At 40.9% G+C, this 17,454-nt stretch carries 13 protein-coding genes; 2 read left to right on the top strand and 11 right to left on the bottom strand.

The window, feature by feature from the left end:
- Positions 1-61: 61 nt before the first annotated feature.
- From oppF to FE392_RS07545, 7 genes are all read right to left on the bottom strand, one after another.
- Positions 62-1,063 carry a murein tripeptide/oligopeptide ABC transporter ATP binding protein OppF gene (oppF, locus tag FE392_RS07575; protein ID WP_319929623.1) on the bottom strand — a complete coding sequence of 334 codons (1,002 nt, stop codon included), beginning with the start codon at positions 1,061-1,063 and terminating at the stop codon, positions 62-64.
- The gene (locus tag FE392_RS07570) at positions 1,060-2,058 is read right to left on the bottom strand and encodes an ABC transporter ATP-binding protein (RefSeq protein WP_319929622.1); all 999 of its coding nucleotides are present in this window, start codon (positions 2,056-2,058) and stop codon (positions 1,060-1,062) included. The genes oppF and FE392_RS07570 overlap by 4 nt, the downstream gene beginning before the upstream one ends.
- Positions 2,059-2,067: 9 nt before the next feature.
- Complete coding sequence (gene oppC / locus FE392_RS07565; protein WP_319929621.1) at positions 2,068-2,976, bottom strand: oligopeptide ABC transporter permease OppC; 909 nt, start codon at positions 2,974-2,976, stop codon at positions 2,068-2,070.
- 15 nt (positions 2,977-2,991) lie between these two features.
- A complete protein-coding gene (gene oppB / locus FE392_RS07560) occupies positions 2,992-3,912 on the bottom strand; it encodes an oligopeptide ABC transporter permease OppB (RefSeq protein WP_319929620.1) in 921 nt (306 codons plus the stop codon).
- A gap of 84 nt (positions 3,913-3,996) precedes the next feature.
- Positions 3,997-5,643: an oligopeptide ABC transporter substrate-binding protein OppA gene (gene oppA, locus FE392_RS07555; RefSeq protein ID WP_319929619.1), complete on the bottom strand. Its 1,647-nt coding sequence runs from the start codon at positions 5,641-5,643 to the stop codon at positions 3,997-3,999.
- Between the two features lie 257 nt (positions 5,644-5,900).
- On the bottom strand, positions 5,901-7,541 hold the full coding sequence (locus FE392_RS07550) for an ABC transporter substrate-binding protein (protein ID WP_319929618.1): 1,641 nt from the start codon (positions 7,539-7,541) through the stop codon (positions 5,901-5,903).
- 604 nt (positions 7,542-8,145) lie between these two features.
- Positions 8,146-8,790: a YchE family NAAT transporter gene (locus FE392_RS07545; RefSeq protein WP_319929617.1), complete on the bottom strand. Its 645-nt coding sequence runs from the start codon at positions 8,788-8,790 to the stop codon at positions 8,146-8,148.
- A 494-nt stretch (positions 8,791-9,284) separates the two neighbouring features.
- Between FE392_RS07545 and adhE the strand changes: the two genes are divergently transcribed.
- Positions 9,285-11,948, top strand: coding sequence for a bifunctional acetaldehyde-CoA/alcohol dehydrogenase (gene adhE / locus FE392_RS07540; RefSeq protein WP_319929616.1), 2,664 nt, complete (start codon positions 9,285-9,287; stop codon positions 11,946-11,948).
- 112 nt (positions 11,949-12,060) lie between these two features.
- On the opposite strand, the gene FE392_RS07535 is transcribed toward adhE, so the two are convergent.
- Positions 12,061-12,657: a thymidine kinase gene (locus FE392_RS07535; RefSeq protein ID WP_319929615.1), complete on the bottom strand. Its 597-nt coding sequence runs from the start codon at positions 12,655-12,657 to the stop codon at positions 12,061-12,063.
- Positions 12,658-13,300: 643 nt separating this feature from the next.
- Here FE392_RS07535 and hns point away from each other — a divergent pair.
- A complete protein-coding gene (gene hns / locus FE392_RS07530; RefSeq protein ID WP_319929614.1) occupies positions 13,301-13,702 on the top strand; it encodes a histone-like nucleoid-structuring protein H-NS in 402 nt (133 codons plus the stop codon).
- A 224-nt stretch (positions 13,703-13,926) separates the two neighbouring features.
- Here the strand turns inward: hns and FE392_RS07525 are convergent, their stop codons facing one another.
- Genes FE392_RS07525 through galU form a run of 3 tightly spaced genes read right to left on the bottom strand, consistent with a single transcriptional unit; the run spans position 13,927 to position 17,237 of the window.
- Positions 13,927-14,943: an NAD-dependent epimerase gene (locus FE392_RS07525; protein WP_319929613.1), complete on the bottom strand. Its 1,017-nt coding sequence runs from the start codon at positions 14,941-14,943 to the stop codon at positions 13,927-13,929.
- 8 nt (positions 14,944-14,951) lie between these two features.
- On the bottom strand, positions 14,952-16,295 hold the full coding sequence (locus FE392_RS07520; RefSeq protein ID WP_319929612.1) for a UDP-glucose dehydrogenase family protein: 1,344 nt from the start codon (positions 16,293-16,295) through the stop codon (positions 14,952-14,954).
- A gap of 24 nt (positions 16,296-16,319) precedes the next feature.
- Positions 16,320-17,237 carry a UTP--glucose-1-phosphate uridylyltransferase GalU gene (galU, locus tag FE392_RS07515; protein WP_319929611.1) on the bottom strand — a complete coding sequence of 306 codons (918 nt, stop codon included), beginning with the start codon at positions 17,235-17,237 and terminating at the stop codon, positions 16,320-16,322.
- Positions 17,238-17,454 lie beyond the last annotated feature (217 nt).

Here is a 17,454-nt window from a genome sequence, read left to right as displayed (position 1 = left end):
TAAAGGGGGATTAAATTTATACTTGTGACAATGTCACGTTTATTTTCCCGATGAGAGACGCTTATAGAGGGTCAACTTTCAGGCAAGACACGGCATGTTTAAAGCTGCCTTCTAACAAAGGACGAGTTTTGGCGCATTCAGCATCAGCCAGCGGGCAACGAGTGCGGAATACACACCCTGATGGTGGGTTAATGGGCGAAGGCAACTCTCCTTCGAGTAACTCAATACGTTTATTACGTTCTTTGTCTGGATCTGGAATGGGCACAGCCGACATAAGTGCACGTGTATAAGGATGTAATGGGTTATGATAAACCTCATCATAAGTTCCCAATTCCACCGCATTCCCCAAGTACATTACCAAGACGCGATCTGATATGTGTTTGACGATTGACAAATCATGGGCAATAAATATCAAAGACAGCCCCATTTCTCGCTGCAATTCCTGCAACAAGTTAACAACCTGAGCCTGAATGGAAACATCCAGCGCTGAAACAGGTTCGTCACAGATGACTAATTTGGGTTCAAGAATTAGAGCCCGCGCAATTCCGATACGTTGACACTGCCCGCCGGAAAATTCATGAGGGTAACGGTTTATCAGGTTAGGCAATAACCCTACCCGCATCATCATCTTTTTAACTTTCTCTTTTATTTCCTCGGACTTCATTTTGGGATGATATGTTCTCAGTGGCTCTGCAATAATATCGCCAATGGTCATACGCGGATTTAATGATGCCAGAGGATCCTGGAAAATCATCTGGATATCGTTACGAATATCCTTCCACTGTTTATCGTTGACTTCCAGTAGATTCTGCCCAAGCCAAGTGACCGATCCTCCAGACGCCTTGACTAAACCAATTATAGCTCTGGCAAATGTGGATTTTCCGCAACCGGATTCTCCCACAACACCCAACGTTTCACCTTCGTATAGTCTCAATGTAACGCCATCTACTGCTTTCAAGGTTTTCGCTGGTTGCCAGAACCACTGTTTGCCATCTTTGATATCAAAGTAAACTTTAAGATCATCGACTTCCAACAAAACACGTTTTTCAGCTATTGTGCTCATACTAATTCCTCCTGGGGTCTGAAGCAGGCACGCAAGCGCCCAAGGCCAAATTGTTCCAATTGTGGTTCTTCATGAGCACAGCACTCAATGGCAAACTGGCAACGAGGCTGGAATGGGCATCCTTTCGGTAAACGCAGTAAGTTAGGTGGATTACCTTGAATTGTAACCAACGTTTCTTCATCGCCATCCAAGCGCGGAACGGCATTCAAAAGCCCAATGCTGTACGGATGAGAAGGATGGTAAAATACATCACGCGCCGTGCCGTATTCCATCGTTCTTCCTGCGTACATGACCAGTACCTTGTCACAAATACCGGCCACAACCCCCAAATCATGGGTGATCATGATAATTGCTGTATTGAATTCATGTTTTAACTCATTAAGCAATGTCATAATCTGAGCCTGAACGGTTACGTCCAGTGCGGTTGTCGGTTCATCCGCGATCAGCAATTTAGGCTGGCATAACAAAGCCATCGCAATCATGACACGTTGGCGCATGCCGCCAGAAAATTCGTGCGGATACATATTCATGCGTTTACGTGCTTCCGGCATTTTAACTGCATCCAACATGCGGATGGACTCTTCAAACGCTTCGCTTTTCCCCATATTCTTGTGCAGCATCAATACTTCTGTAAGTTGCTCACCCACTCGCATATAAGGGTTAAGAGAAGTCATCGGATCCTGAAATATCATCGATATTTCTTCAGCCCGCATCCGGTTTAACTCTTTTTCTTTCAGGTTGAGAATTTCTCTTCCATTAAAATAGGCAGAACCACTGACTGAACCATTGCTGGCCAATAATCCCATCAAGGCGAATGCTGTCTGAGATTTACCGGAACCAGATTCTCCCACGATCCCCAGTGTTTCACCCGCATGTAAATCAAAATTCAGTTTGTTCACGGCGGTGACATCGCCATCAGGAGTGCTGAATGCCACATTTAAGTCTTTTACTTTTAATAGCAATTCAGCTTTCTTTGAAGTTTCTACGCTGTTCATAGGCTCTCCTTAACGGTCTTTCGGATCGAGGGCATCTCGCAGGCCGTCGCCAATAAAGTTAAAACAAAATAGGGTCATTACCAGAAAGCCCGCCGGAAACAACAGCAACCACGGAGCCACTTCCATTGAGTTGGCTCCATCACTTAACAAAGCCCCCCAACTGCTGAGTGGTTCTTGGGTTCCCAATCCAAGGAAACTCAAGAAAGATTCAAACAAAATCATGCTTGGTACGAGTAATGAGGCATAAACCACTACAACACCCAAAACGTTTGGCACAATATGGCGCAGAACAATATGGCGGGTAGAAACACCACCCACTAACGCTGCTTCGATAAATTCCTTGCGTTTTAGGCTCAGTGTTTGGCCACGGACAATACGCGCCATATCCAGCCACGATACCATGCCTATCGCAACGAAAATCAGCAGGATGTTTTGGCCAAAAAAGGTAACCAGAAGAATAACGAAAAACATGAATGGGAAGGAGTTGAGAATTTCCAACAAACGCATCATGACCATATCGATTTTGCCACCCAGATAGCCTGACATCGCGCCATACAGGGTTCCGAACAGTACAGCTATCAAGGCTGCGGCAATCCCGACCATCAAAGAAATGCGTCCACCAATGGCAACACGCACCAATAAATCACGCCCTGATGAATCGGTGCCAAAATAGTGACCGGATTCAAAATCCGGCGGCATCGTCATCATATTCCAATCCGTGTCATCGTACGCAAATTGAGACAGCATCGGAGCTAAGATCACAAATAATGTAATCAGAAACAGAATACATAGACTCGTAATTGCCGCCTTATTATGGATAAAACGACGACGTGCATCCTGCCACAAACTACGGCCTTCAATTTCCAGTTGCTCGGAGAAATTTTCCAGAGCTTCGCTATTTTTTTTATTCGGTAACATTGCGTGCTCCAGTGTCTAGTAACGAATTTTCGGATCAATGACGGCATACAGCACATCAACAATGGCATTAAACATAATGGTCAACCCGCCCACGAGAATTGTCAGGCTGAGAACCAGTGAGTAGTCACGGTTTAATGCTCCATTAACAAACAATTGCCCCAACCCAGGTAAACCGAAAATAGTTTCAATTACCATTGACCCCGTAATGATGCCGACAAACGCAGGCCCCATAAAAGAGATTACAGGTAATAAGGCGGGTTTAAGGGCATGGCGGAAAATAATCCGGCGTAATGGCAAGCCCTTGGCTCGCGCGGTACGAATAAAGTTGGAGTGTAAAATTTCGATCATTGAACCGCGGGTAATACGGGAAATACTGGCGATATACGAGAGAGAAAGTGCGACCATCGGCAAAAGCATATATTTAGGTGCCCCACCGTTCCAACCTCCCCCCGGCAGCCATTTCAAAGTAATGGCGAATATCAGAACCAGCAAGGGAGCAACGACGAAGCTGGGGATAACCACCCCCGTCATGGCAAACCCCATGACCGTGTAGTCCCATTTGGTATTCTGGTTCAATGCCGCGATAACGCCCGCACTGACACCAAATATCACTGCCATAACAAACGCTGCAAGCCCCAATTTAGCAGAAACAGGTAAAGCTTCTGCAACCAAATCATTTACGCTGTAGTCTTTGTATTTGAATGACGGACCAAAATCCCCTTTAGAAAGCTGGATTAAGTAATTGAAGTATTGTTTATACATCGGGTCATTTAGGTGGTATTTCGCTTCAATATTTGCCATGACCTCTGGCGGTAGCTTCCTTTCCCCGGTAAATGGGCTACCCGGCGCAAGCCGCATCATAAAAAACGAAATTGTGATGAGAATAAAAAGTGTCGGGATCGCCTCTAAGCAGCGACGTAAAATAAATTTTAGCATTGCCCGTTCCTATTGTTTAGCCAAACCGTGGCCTTTAAATAATCTGACATTGGGTGGCCCGATTGTTGAGCCACCAACTCATTCCTAGTGTTTTATTATGTACATATCTTTAGTGTGGAAGTTGTCTAATGGATCTTTACCGGTATAACCACCAACATAAGGTTTTATTACACGCGTATTCGCATAGTAAAAGAGAGGAACAACCACTGAATCTTTGTCTAATAAAGCATTTGCTTTGGCATAGACATCAATACGCTCTTCATCCGTTTCAACTTGTAGGGATTTTTTCATCAAAGCATCAAATTCTTTGCTCTTATAATGAGCGGTGTTATTGCTGCTAGTTGATAGCATTGAATTCAGGAAACTGGAGGATTCGTTATAATCTGCGCACCATCCTGCTCGGGTTATGTCGTAAGTTCCCTGATGGCGGGAATCAAGATAAGTTTTCCATTCTTGGTTTTCGAGGGCGACTTCAATACCAATATTGTTTTTCCAAATAGATGCTGCTGCGATAGCCATTTTTTTGTGTAGGTCAGATGTGTTATACAGCAATTTAATTTTTAGAGGATTATCTTTGGTGAACCCGGCTTCTGCCAATAGTCTTTTCGCTTCTTCGTTACGCTGTTGCTGATTCATTTTAAATGCCCAATCTGGCTTCTCATCTTTAAAATCAGCAATAAATGGCGGAGTGAACCCATGAGCTACTGAGTCTCCTTGGTTTTTCACCTTATTGGTAATGATATCGCGATCCATACCTAGCTTCAGTGCGGTACGTACACGGAGATCAGTAAATGGTGGTTTCTGATTGTTTATTTCATAAAAATAAGTGCACAGATAAGGATTTACTTTCAACTGATCAGGAATTTCCTTTTTCAGTTTTTGGAACAATTCGATAGGCAGGTTATGGTATGTCATGTCAATTTCGCCAGCACGGTAGCGATTGACATCCGTGACTTCAGATGAGATAGGTAAAAAAGTGACCTGATTAATAATGGTATTTTTATTATCCCAGTATGTTGGGCTGCGCTCGAGAACAATTCGTTCGTTAATCACCCAATCTTTAAGTTTATACGCGCCGTTCCCCACAAAATTCTTTGGTTGTGTCCATTTGTCACCGTATTTTTCAATTGTTCCACGATGAACTGGAGATGTTGTTGGGTGCACAAACAGTCTGACCAGATAAGGCACTGACTCACTGAGTGTTAATTGTAATGTATGGTCATCTAATGCCTTAATGCCCAGAGTATCAGGCTTTTTTTTACCTCTGATAATATCGTCAACATTAAGAAGATGAGCATATTGCATGAAACTTGCGTAAGGAGATGCGGTATTTGGATCTGTTATCCGACGCCAACTGTAAACAAAATCCTGAGCTGTGACAGGGTCACCGTTTGACCATTTTGCATCTTTGCGTAGATGGAATGTCCAAGTTTTAAAATCTGGTTGATGCTCCCAACGTTCAGCAACGCCGGGTATGATGTTTCCGTCAGGATCATTAATCACCAACGTTTCAAATAAATCGCGAGCAAGACCGGATTCGGGTACGCCTTCAACTTTATGTGGGTCCAATGATTGTGGCTCTGAGCCATTATTGCGCACCAACACTTGTTTGGCGTCATCAGCGAGTTGCACACCTGCAGGTACTTTCGCAGCAAAAGCCTGAGCCCCTACCATCATCCCTAAAGCTACCGTAATCCCAGCAGCAAGTTTTTTCTTTGTTGTGTTTATCATCTTATTTTTTACTCCTAATTGATATCATTTAACCCACTCAGGTCATATTCATATATGCATTAAATGGAATATACCCGTCGTCTTTCAAATTGCCTCTTCGTTGGCTACGTTCATTCACTCCGGTCACATAGTTATCTATGCTCCCGGAGGTTGATTCCCTTGCCGCCGCGACGCATCTTGAAATCCATAGGGCATAGCTATATCCGTATCCAAAAGAACGATTTTGTTTACAGCAGAGCAATACTTTATGACGGTGATTAATTCACCGCCTTTTTGATATATAAATTTTTTAAATCGACAAAATCAAGGGGATCTTTCCCTGTCACTCCACCAACCGTGGGGCGAATTAAACGCACGCTGACACGGTAATAGATAGGGATCATGCCTGAATCCTTATCAAGCTGGGCTTCAGCCTGTTGATAAAATTCCTTACGGGTTGCATCGTCTTTAGCGGCCAGGGCCTGACTCATCAAATCATCAAAGGCCTTACTTTGATAGAAACCTGTATTGTTACTGCTGGTTGACAACAGCATATTCAGGAATGCAGACGGCTCATTGTAATCCCCACACCATGTTGCTCTGGCGACGTCATAATGGCCTTCATGGCGGTTTTGGAGAGAGGTTTTCCACTCTTGGTTCTGTAAGGTAACTTTTGCACCAATATTTTTCTGCCACATAGATGCAGCGGCAATGGCTTGTTGTTTATTTTGTTCTGAAGTGTTGTACAGCAACGTAAATTTAAACGGATTTTTGGCATCAAAGCCGGCTTCTTTCAATAATTCCTTTGCCCGTTGATTACGTTGTTCTTGTGTCCAACTTGCCCACTCAGGGTGAATGGTTAAACCAGTGCCCGTATAGGTCGGTGTAAAACCATAAGCGGGAATTTGCCCCTGTCCCATAATTCTTTCAGCAATGATATCTCTATCAAGACTCAGCTTGATGGCTTCACGAACCCGTTTATCTTTAAACAACGGGTTTTTGTTATTGATTTCATAATAAAATGTGCATAGGAATGGCGAAACTTGCAATTGATCGGGAATATCCCGTTTCATTTTTTGATACAGCTCTGGCGGAATGGCACTGTCTGTAATATCAATTTCTCCGCTGCGGTAACGGTTGACATCACTAATCCCAGAGACGACAGGCAGAAAAGTGCCTTTTTCAATAATGGATTCTTTATCATTCCAATAATGAGAGTTACGGGTTAAAACAATGCGCTCATTGATAACCCACTCTTTTAAGACATAAGAGCCATTACCAATAAAGTTTCCCGGAGATGTCCATTTAATTCCCCATTTTTCAATCACATCTTGTCTGACAGGTTTCAAGGCTGTATGGGACAACATATCAATCAGATACGGAACGGGTTGGCTGAGCGTGACTTGGAAGCGGCGTTCATCCAATGCTTTTACGCCCAATTGCTCCGGTGTTTTTTTCCCTGTCAGGACATCATCCGTATTCTGCACGTAGGTATACTGCAAATAACTGGTATAAGGAGAGCCGGTATTTGGATCAGCAAGACGACGCCAACTGTAGACAAAATCCTGTGCGGTTACAGGCTTGCCGTCGCTCCATTTAGCATCTTCGCGTAAATAAAACGTCCATACCTTATAACCTTCATTTTCCCATCTTTCGGCTACACCAGGCACCGTTTGACCATTTGCATCAGTTGTCACCAACCCTTCCAGCAAATTACGGAGAATGTTTGTTTCAGGATGGCCTTCAACTTTATGTGGATCTAATGAAGTGACCTCAACACCATTGTTAATGGTTATTTCTTGTTTTGCGTCTAATACAACCCCAGGTGGGATAACAGCAGCAAAACTGGGCATAGATGGGAAGGACAATAAAACGATACTCGGAATCAACTTTCTAAATTTTGTTGTTTTTGTTTTCATTCTTTGCTCCAACTCACCAAAATAAAATGAATTTTTTTTAATCCATTAACAAAAATAATTAACTCTTCAAACTAATAAACAGTTGCTAATTTGTTCAAAAAACACGCTCAAACAATAATTGTTATAGCACCTTTACAATATATTTATTAAAGCGTTAATTGTTTTGTTTACACTATGTAAAATACATTTGCGAGACAAATGTAACAAACTGAAAGTAATAAGTTTTATTTTACTCTGACAATATAATAATCATAATGTGTATCCGAAAAAGAAAATAAACATTATTTTAACAAAAAGCAATCACCACAGAGTAAAAATCCAACTCCATCACAAAATATGTAGATAGAACATGAACTGGGTAAGATTATGAAAAGCGAGGTGGTGTGAAAAATTACAGTATTGTATTGAAGAAGTTATAGCCCAAAGAGGAATAAAATATAAATAAAGATTTTAAAGAATATTCAGAATATGGCGGAAACAACTAATCGCGCAACGATTGATCATTTGTTAATAGTGGTCAATGAATACTCTATTTACGTGTGAAATTTCATCGTTTCATATTAACGATATCGATAAATACATAAGTTATTTTATCGATACAATATTACAGTAACCCGGGAAACAAGCTTCTCGTGCCTGTGATGATAAATTCAACACCCAACGACATCAATAATAATCCCATAATTCGAGTAATTACATTGATACCTGTTTGCCCTAAAAATTTGACCAAAAAAGATGCGGAGCGGAATAACAACCAGCAACAAAAGGCAAATAATACGCAAGTCAGCGCTAAACCCAGATAATTTTGCCACCCCTGATAGCGTGCACTCCAAACCATGCAGGAGCTAATTGCCCCCGGCCCAGCCATCAGTGGCAAAGCAAGCGGGACAACAGCAACGCTTGATCTTATTGCCGTCTCTGATTTTTCCAGTTTATTTTGTTTATCCTCTCCCAACTTACCGTTAATCATCGACACAGCAATCATGATGATTAACATTCCACCAGCAATACGGAATGAATCAATAGAAATGCCAAACACATAGAGAATTGAATCACCGACCAGTAGCGAAATACATAGAATGATTGCAACAGATAAATTTGCGATAAGATTGGTATTATTTCGCCCGGTTGTTGTTTGATAATGAGTCATTCCGATAAAAACAGGCAAAACACCGATTGGATTAACTAACGCAAATAATCCCATAAAAAATTTAATATATCCGGAAACCCCCAGTAATGACTCATCCATAGCCCATCCCCTTTTAACTTAAATAAACAAAATTGATAAAACACCTAAAAAATACAGTAAATAGAAATTTTTTCGTTACGTTAAATCAATTAACTTTGTAATTTCTGTCAGAAATACCCACACGCCTTGAAAAATATCAATAAAATAAAGTTAATTAATTGTTCGTTTAAGTTAAATCAATGTTTAAGTCATTTCACCCAACAAATGATAATTATTCTCATCAAAAGGCAAGCTGAATGGTGTCAGCGAGCTGTTTTTATGATCTAAATCACTATACAAAAGTCTGTAAATGATAAGCTAAACACAAGTAATCATCTTGAGGTCATTAATTATATTTTTATAAATCATTATGTTAAGTAATTTTTTAAGGCAATTGGCAGTCTTAAATCAGTTTTTCATAAATAATAAGTCTCATGACATTATTTAATGAATAAGTCATCTCTCACAGCTAATTCCCTTAAAAAATTCAACCTTTATTATCAGGAGTAATTTTTATGGCTGTAACTCAGGTAGCTGAACTCAATGAATTAGTTGCTCGTGTAAAAAAAGCCCAGCACGAATTTGCTAATTATTCTCAAGAACAAGTTGATCGCATTTTTCGGGCGGCAGCTCTTGCCGCCGCAGATGCTCGTATTCCATTAGCAAAATTAGCTGTTTCTGAATCCGGTATGGGCATTGTGGAAGATAAGGTAATCAAAAACCACTTTGCTTCTGAATACATTTATAACGCCTATAAAGACGATAAGACTTGTGGAATATTATCCGAAGACAATACGTTCGGGACTATCACCATTGCTGAACCCATTGGCTTGATTTGCGGCATTGTTCCAACCACAAATCCAACATCAACTGCAATTTTCAAAGCGCTCATCAGCCTTAAAACTCGCAATGGCATTATTTTCTCACCACATCCCCGTGCGAAAAAAGCCACTAACAAGGCGGCAGAAATTGTTATGAAAGCCGCAATTGAAGCCGGGGCACCAAAAGATATTATCGGCTGGATTGATGAACCCTCTGTTGAGCTTTCAAATGCCTTGATGCATCACCCTGACATTAACCTTATTTTGGCTACCGGCGGCCCCGGCATGGTAAAGGCGGCCTATAGTTCAGGAAAACCCGCCATTGGTGTCGGCGCAGGCAACACGCCAGTTGTGATCGATGAATCCGCAGATATCAAACGCGCTGTAGCCTCCATATTGATGTCAAAAACTTTTGATAATGGCGTGATTTGTGCTTCAGAGCAGTCAGTGATTGTGGTCGATGCAGTTTATGAACAAGTCCGTGAACGTTTTTCAACCCACGGCGGGTACGTTTTACAAGGAAAAGAGTTAAAGGCTGTCCAAGATATTATTCTAAAAAATGGGAATTTGAATGCCGCCATTGTCGGGCAACCTGCGACAAAAATTGCTGAAATGGCCGGTATCAATGTGCCTGATAATACTAAAATTCTTATCGGTGAAGTCACATTGGTTGATGAAACTGAACCTTTTGCCCATGAAAAATTATCACCTTTGCTTGCCATGTATCGCGGCAAAAATTTCGAGGATGCCGTAGAAAAAGCGGAAAAATTGGTCGAAATGGGCGGTATCGGACATACCTCATGCCTTTACACCGAGCAAGACAACCAAGCTGAACGTGTTAAATATTTCGGCGACAAAATGAAGACAGCCCGCATTCTGATCAACACGCCAGCTTCTCAAGGCGGCATTGGGGATTTATATAACTTCAAGCTATCCCCTTCCCTGACTTTAGGATGTGGCTCTTGGGGAGGAAACTCTATTTCCGAAAATGTGGGGCCAAAACATTTGATCAATACAAAAACCGTCGCTAAGAGAGCCGAAAACATGCTGTGGCATAAACTGCCAAAATCAATCTATTTCCGACGGGGTTCTCTGCCCATCGCCTTGGAAGAAGTCGTTGCCGATGGCGCGAAACGTGCTTTCATTGTGACAGATCGCTTCTTATTTAATAATGGCTATGCCGATCAGGTGACCAATGTCCTGAAATCCCACGGTATAGAAACTGAAGTTTTCTTTGAGGTTGAAGCCGATCCAACTTTAAGTATTGTTCGTAAAGGGGCTGAACAAATGCACCTGTTTAAGCCCGATGTCGTTATTGCCCTCGGTGGCGGCTCTCCTATGGATGCAGCCAAAATCATGTGGGTTATGTATGAGCATCCAGAAACACATTTTGAAGAGTTGGCCTTGCGTTTCATGGATATCCGCAAACGCATTTATAAGTTCCCGAAAATGGGCGTTAAGGCAAAAATGGTTGCCATTACGACTACATCAGGTACAGGTTCAGAAGTGACGCCTTTTGCCGTTGTCACTGATGACGTAACCGGGCAGAAATATCCTCTGGCTGACTATGCCCTGACACCGGATATGGCAATAGTCGATGCGAATCTGGTGATGGATATGCCAAAATCATTGTGTGCCTTCGGTGGCCTGGATGCAGTAACTCATGCACTGGAAGCCTATGTCTCAGTATTGGCCAATGAATATTCTGATGGGCAGGCCCTGCAAGCGCTGAAATTACTGAAAGATTTTCTGCCCGCCAGTTACCATGAAGGTGCAAAAAATCCCGTTGCCCGCGAACGTGTCCATAATGCAGCAACCATTGCAGGTATCGCCTTTGCCAACGCGTTTCTGGGAGTGTGTCATTCTATGGCCCATAAACTTGGCTCCGAGTTTCATATTCCACACGGTTTAGCGAATGCTCTGTTAATTTGTAATGTAATTCGCTACAACGCAAATGATAATCCAACAAAACAAACTGCATTCAGCCAATATGACCGCCCACAAGCACGGCGTCGCTATGCCGAAATTGCAGATCATTTGGGTTTAACATCATCAGGCGATCGCACCGCTGCAAAAATTGAAAAATTACTGGCTTGGTTAGAGGAAATGAAGTCCCAATTAGGTATCCCAACATCCATTCGTGAAACAGGGGTTCAGGAAGCTGATTTTTTGGCGAAAATAGATAAGCTCGCAGAAGATGCATTTGACGATCAATGCACCGGTGCCAACCCTCGTTATCCATTAATTTCAGAATTGAAACAATTGCTGCTGGATTCTTTCTATGGACACGAATACACAGAACAAACCTCAACTCAAGAAGCGGTTAAACTAAATAAAAAGAATAATAAGAAACAATAATAAATCATAAGCTGATGTAACTTAAAAGGCGTTAGGTAATCCCAACGCCTTTTTATTATTCCATTTCACTGATTCAATAATTTTATGCCTGCTTAATTTTAAATTAAGGGCATTAATCCTTTTTGGCCTTCACCTCACGAATAACGTCAGTATAGTGCTTACGACACACAGAAACGTATTTTTCATTGCCGCCGATATCAATCTGGCTACCTTCGTAAACAACGTTACCATCGCCCCCAAAACGCAGCATACGGCTGGCTTTCCGACCACAATGGCAGATAGTCTTCAACTCAACCACTTTATCTGACCAGGCGAGAAGATATTGGCTTCCACTAAATAATTCGCCCTGAAAGTCTGTCCTTAATCCATAACAAAGAACCGGGATATCATCATAATCGACAATTTCACAAAGCTGTTCGACATGTTTTTTTGTCAAAAAATGACACTCATCAATCAAAACACAATGTACTTTTTCCGATTCATTTTCACTTCTGATAAGCTCGGCAATATTTGTTTCTGGCGAAAACAACAAGGCTTCAGCTGATAAACCAATACGGGAACAAACCTTCCCTTTACCGAATCGAGTATCAATTTCTGCTGTAAAGATCAGCGTCCTCATTCCTCTTTCGTTATAGTTATAGGAAGATTGCAATAAAGAAGTTGATTTCCCTGCATTCATGGCAGAATAATAAAAATAAAGCTGAGCCATTGGCCGGTCTATCCTTTTGTCAAATTAATCAGGTGATATATTGCGGCGAGTTTACCACAATCTCTGATTTAGATTACGCTTTGTTATTGTTAAATGCGGAGTAGCAGAAACAAATTAGGCTGAATAAGAAAAGATTATTTTCATGATAATCATCACGTTTGTGGATATAAAATCAACGACACAAGTGCATTTTGCATGACAAATGAACGAACTTAACTTCGAAAAAATAGTTATATTTTTTCCATCCTTTGCATATTAATAATCAGAGTGGTTTACTTTTGCTCAATTCACTCCACTATAATCATAACTAATGGATTACCCATAAAAAAACTTTCATCCCATACATGCTTTCTAACTTATTTCTATAAGAACAGTTAACATTCCTTACAGATTGACCATAAATTAGTTTTATACGTTTTGGTTTATCACTTACTTAACTTTACAGTAATCTTCCTTCCAACTCTTATTGAAATGGGAAATCCAATAGCCGGATTAAAACGCAATATATCGATTATCAAAAAAATTGCATTTTAAAATGGCATGTTTTAGCCTTAGAAAGTAAATTCACTATTGCAGAAAATAAAATAGCATTCTATTATTATCCCTACATCAGCTATCATCATTATAATTTGAGACCAGGACAATGAGCGAAAATTTAAAATCCTTAAATAACATCCGTACCTTGCGCGCGCAAGCAAGAGAATGTGAACTAACTACTTTAGAAGAAATGCTGGAAAAACTTACGACTGTTGTTGAAGAACGTCGTGATGAAGAAAGTCAGGCTCGCGCTCAAATAGAAGAGCGTTCACGTAAACTTCAAGAATACCGTGAAATGTTGGAAAAAGACGGTATTGAATTAAGCGATTTAGTAGATGCTTTAAGTGGTAAAGCTACTGGTAAATCTAAACGTGCTGCACGCCCAGCTAAATATTCTTACCTTGATGAAGGTGAAACTAAAACCTGGACTGGCCAAGGCCGTACTCCAGCAGTCATCAAAAAAGCAATTGAAGAAGAAGGCAAATCACTGGACGATTTCCTGATCTAATCAATTGTTTTATCGACTTAATAACAAAAATACCCTACTCAGGGTATTTTTGTTTTGTTATTTAATATAACTAAGTTAATTATGCGCTGATGTAGATGTATGCTGGTATATTAGCGTCTAAGACGTTTTCATATTTTCCAACATGCTAAAAAAATTTAACACTAACTTAGTTATTTATTAACATCGACTTATAAAAAAGGAGCATTTAGCTCCTTTTCTTGTTTTTATTGCCCGGTTTTTTGATAAAAATCTAAATACCAATCAACAAACTGTTTTACCCCTTCCTTTACCGGAGTATTGGGTGAAAAGCCTATCTTATTGAAGAGTGCGCTGGAATCGGCACATGTTGATAACACATCACCATCCTGAATCTCCATATAATTCTTTTTAGCTTCAATCCCTAATGAAACTTCTATCGCGTCAATAAAGTCCCCCAGTTTTGTCGGTTGACCATTACCAATATTGTAAACACGATATGGTGCAGAGCTGGCTGATACCTGCCCATCTTCAACCAGCCACTCTTTATTGGAAGTAGGAATTATATTTTGCAACCTGATTATAGATTCCACAATGTCATCAATATATGTGAAATCCCTCACCATATTGCCATAATTATAAACATCTATTGCTTTGCCTTCTAACATAGCTTTAGTAAATTTAAATAAAGCCATATCAGGACGCCCCCATGGCCCATATACCGTAAAAAACCTCAAGCCTGTGGTAGGAAGTTGATAAAGATGTGAATAGCTGTGAGACATTAACTCATCAGCTTTTTTCGTCGCTGCATATAAAGAGACAGGATGATCAACAGAATCATCAGTCGAAAATGGCTGTTTCTTATTTAAACCATATACTGAACTTGAAGATGCATATAATAAATGTTCTACATGATTATGACGGCATCCTTCAAGAATATTGATGTGACCGATGATATTCGCATCAATATATGCCATAGGATTCTGTATTGAATAACGGACACCCGGCTGAGCACCTAAATGGATAACACGCTGAAATTTGTGTCTGGTAAACAATTCAGGTATAGCAAGTCTGTCAGCCAGATCTAATTTTTCAAATTTGAAATTTGAATAAGGGAGTAATAAATTTAATCTCGCCTGCTTCAAATTAACATCATAATAATCATTGAGGTTATCTATACCGACAACCTCATGCCCCATATTCAATAACCGCTGGCTGACATGAAAGCCAATAAAACCAGCAGTACCTGTAACTAAAAATTTCATACTGTAACTCAAATGACTGGATTGATAGAAGCGCCTCGACCAATACCATAATAAGTAAACCCTCGCGATTGTAAACGCTCAGGATCATAAAGATTACGCCCATCAAAGATTACAGGAGTTTTCAATGAATCCTTAATCACATCAAAATCAGGTGCTCTGAAATTTTGCCATTCTGTACAAATAATCAAAGCATCAGCCCCTTGTAAAGCGGCCTCTTTTGTTCCCATTAAAGATAAATCGTCACGCTGCCCATAAATACGCTGAGCTTCCTGCATCGCTTCAGGGTCAAATGCCTGAACTTTAGCGCCGCATTCCCATAATGTTTCCATCAATACACGGCTTGATGCTTCACGCATATCATCCGTATTAGGTTTAAAGGATAACCCCCAAATAGCGAATGTTTTACCTGATAGATCATTGCCAAAATGGCGTTTAACAAATGTCGGCAATTTATTTTTTTGTTTTTCGTTAACTAATTCGACTGCCTGAAGAATTTTTGGTGTATAGCCGATTTGTTCAGAAGTCCGGATCAATGCCTGAACATCTTTCGGGAAACATGAGCCACCGTATCCACATCCTGGATAAATGAAGTGGTATCCGATACGCGAGTCGGAACCAATTCCCTGACGTACATTTTCAATATCAGCACCCAGCATTTCTGCCAAGTTAGCAATTTCATTCATGAAACTGATTTTTGTCGCCAACATACAGTTAGCTGCATATTTTGTCAGTTCAGCACTGCGGATATCCATGACTATCATACGATCATGATTACGATTAAAGGGTTCATACAGTTCCCGCATCACATCAACCACATCTTCGTTATCACATCCAATGATAATACGCTCAGGACGCATGCAATCAGCAACTGCCGCCCCTTCCTTCAAAAATTCAGGATTGGAGACAACATCAAACGGCAATTCGACATTACGTTGGGACAGAGTTTTTTGCATCACTGCCCTGACCTTATCTGCCGTCCCTACCGGTACCGTTGATTTGTCCACAACAACTTTGTAACTATCCATATTTTCTGCAATGGTTCGGGCTACCGCAGTGACATATTGAAGATCGGCTGAGCCATCTTCATCAGGAGGTGTTCCAACTGCAATAAACTGTAATTTGCCATGAGCAACACCAGCTTTAGCATCCGTTGTAAAATTCAGACGGCCTTCAGCATGATTTTTCTTTACCAGAGGCACCAGACCCGGTTCGAAAATAGGGATCTGACCATTTTTCAGGTTCTCAACCTTGTTTTCATCAACATCAACGCAAAGTACATCATGCCCAACTTCCGCGAACACAGTTGCCTGAACTAAGCCTACGTAGCCAATACCAAATACAGTAACTTTCATATCACACCTTAAATTACGAATGGATTATTCTTTAATCTGATTTTGTAGGGTCACGATCCAATCCGTGAATGATTTACCCAATTCCTTATGTTTCATGCCATATTCAACAAATGCCTGCATATAGCCCAATTTGTTGCCACAATCGTGACTACGTCCGCGCAGGTGATAAGCTTCAACCGACTCTTTTTCCATCAGCATGGCTATGGCGTCGGTTAATTGTATTTCATCACCCGCCCCTGGGGCTGTTTTTGCCAATAATGGCCATATCTTTTCAGATAATACATATCGGCCAACGATAGAAAGATTTGACGGAGCTTCTTCTGGTTTTGGTTTTTCAACAACTCGAGCAATAGGTTTGCTATCACCTGGGTGTAAATTTTCACCTAGACAATCAACAATGCCATAATTCGAAACGCTTTCTACAGGCACAGGCTCCACCAGAATCTGGCTGATGCCGCTTTCATTAAAACGCAATAACATTTCACTCAAATTGTATTTTGACAGGTCAGAGCTGTATTCATCCAAAATAACGTCTGGCAAAATAACCGCGAATGGCTCATCACCAATCAGTGACTTAGCACACAAAACCGCATGCCCCAATCCTTTTGCAATTCCCTGACGCGTTTGCATGATCGTTACATGATTCGGGCAGATAGATTGTATTTCATCCAGCAATTGGCGCTTAACCCTTTTTTCCAGGATTGCTTCCAGCTCAAAGCTAGTATCAAAATGGTTTTCTATCGAATTCTTGGATGAATGAGTAACCAGAATAATTTCATTAATACCCGCTTTAATACATTCATTGACGACATATTGGATCAGCGGTTTATCCACTAGGGGAAGCATTTCTTTTGGTATTGCTTTAGTCGCGGGTAACATCCGAGTTCCCAAACCCGCAACGGGTATTACAGCTTTTTTTACTTTTTTGTTTACTGCCGGCATTACATTGTCTCCTACGCCATGTTGTCACTGCAAAACGTCAGAACAGCTTAAACAATAGCATTCACTCTCGAAAAAATTGTATGTATAAAGAAAATCGTACCCATAAAAATAACGCGCACGAGTATACCAGCTAATTCAACCAGATATACAGAGCACGGGCTTATATTCTCATTTCCGCAACTCTATATTTAGTACCACACTAAAATGATACATAATT

It is taken from the genome of Xenorhabdus santafensis, from assembly GCF_033949405.1.
Classification (GTDB): Bacteria; Pseudomonadota; Gammaproteobacteria; order Enterobacterales; family Enterobacteriaceae; genus Xenorhabdus; species Xenorhabdus santafensis.
Note: the sequence above shows the minus strand (reverse complement) of the source record. Positions and strands in the feature narration are given on the sequence as shown.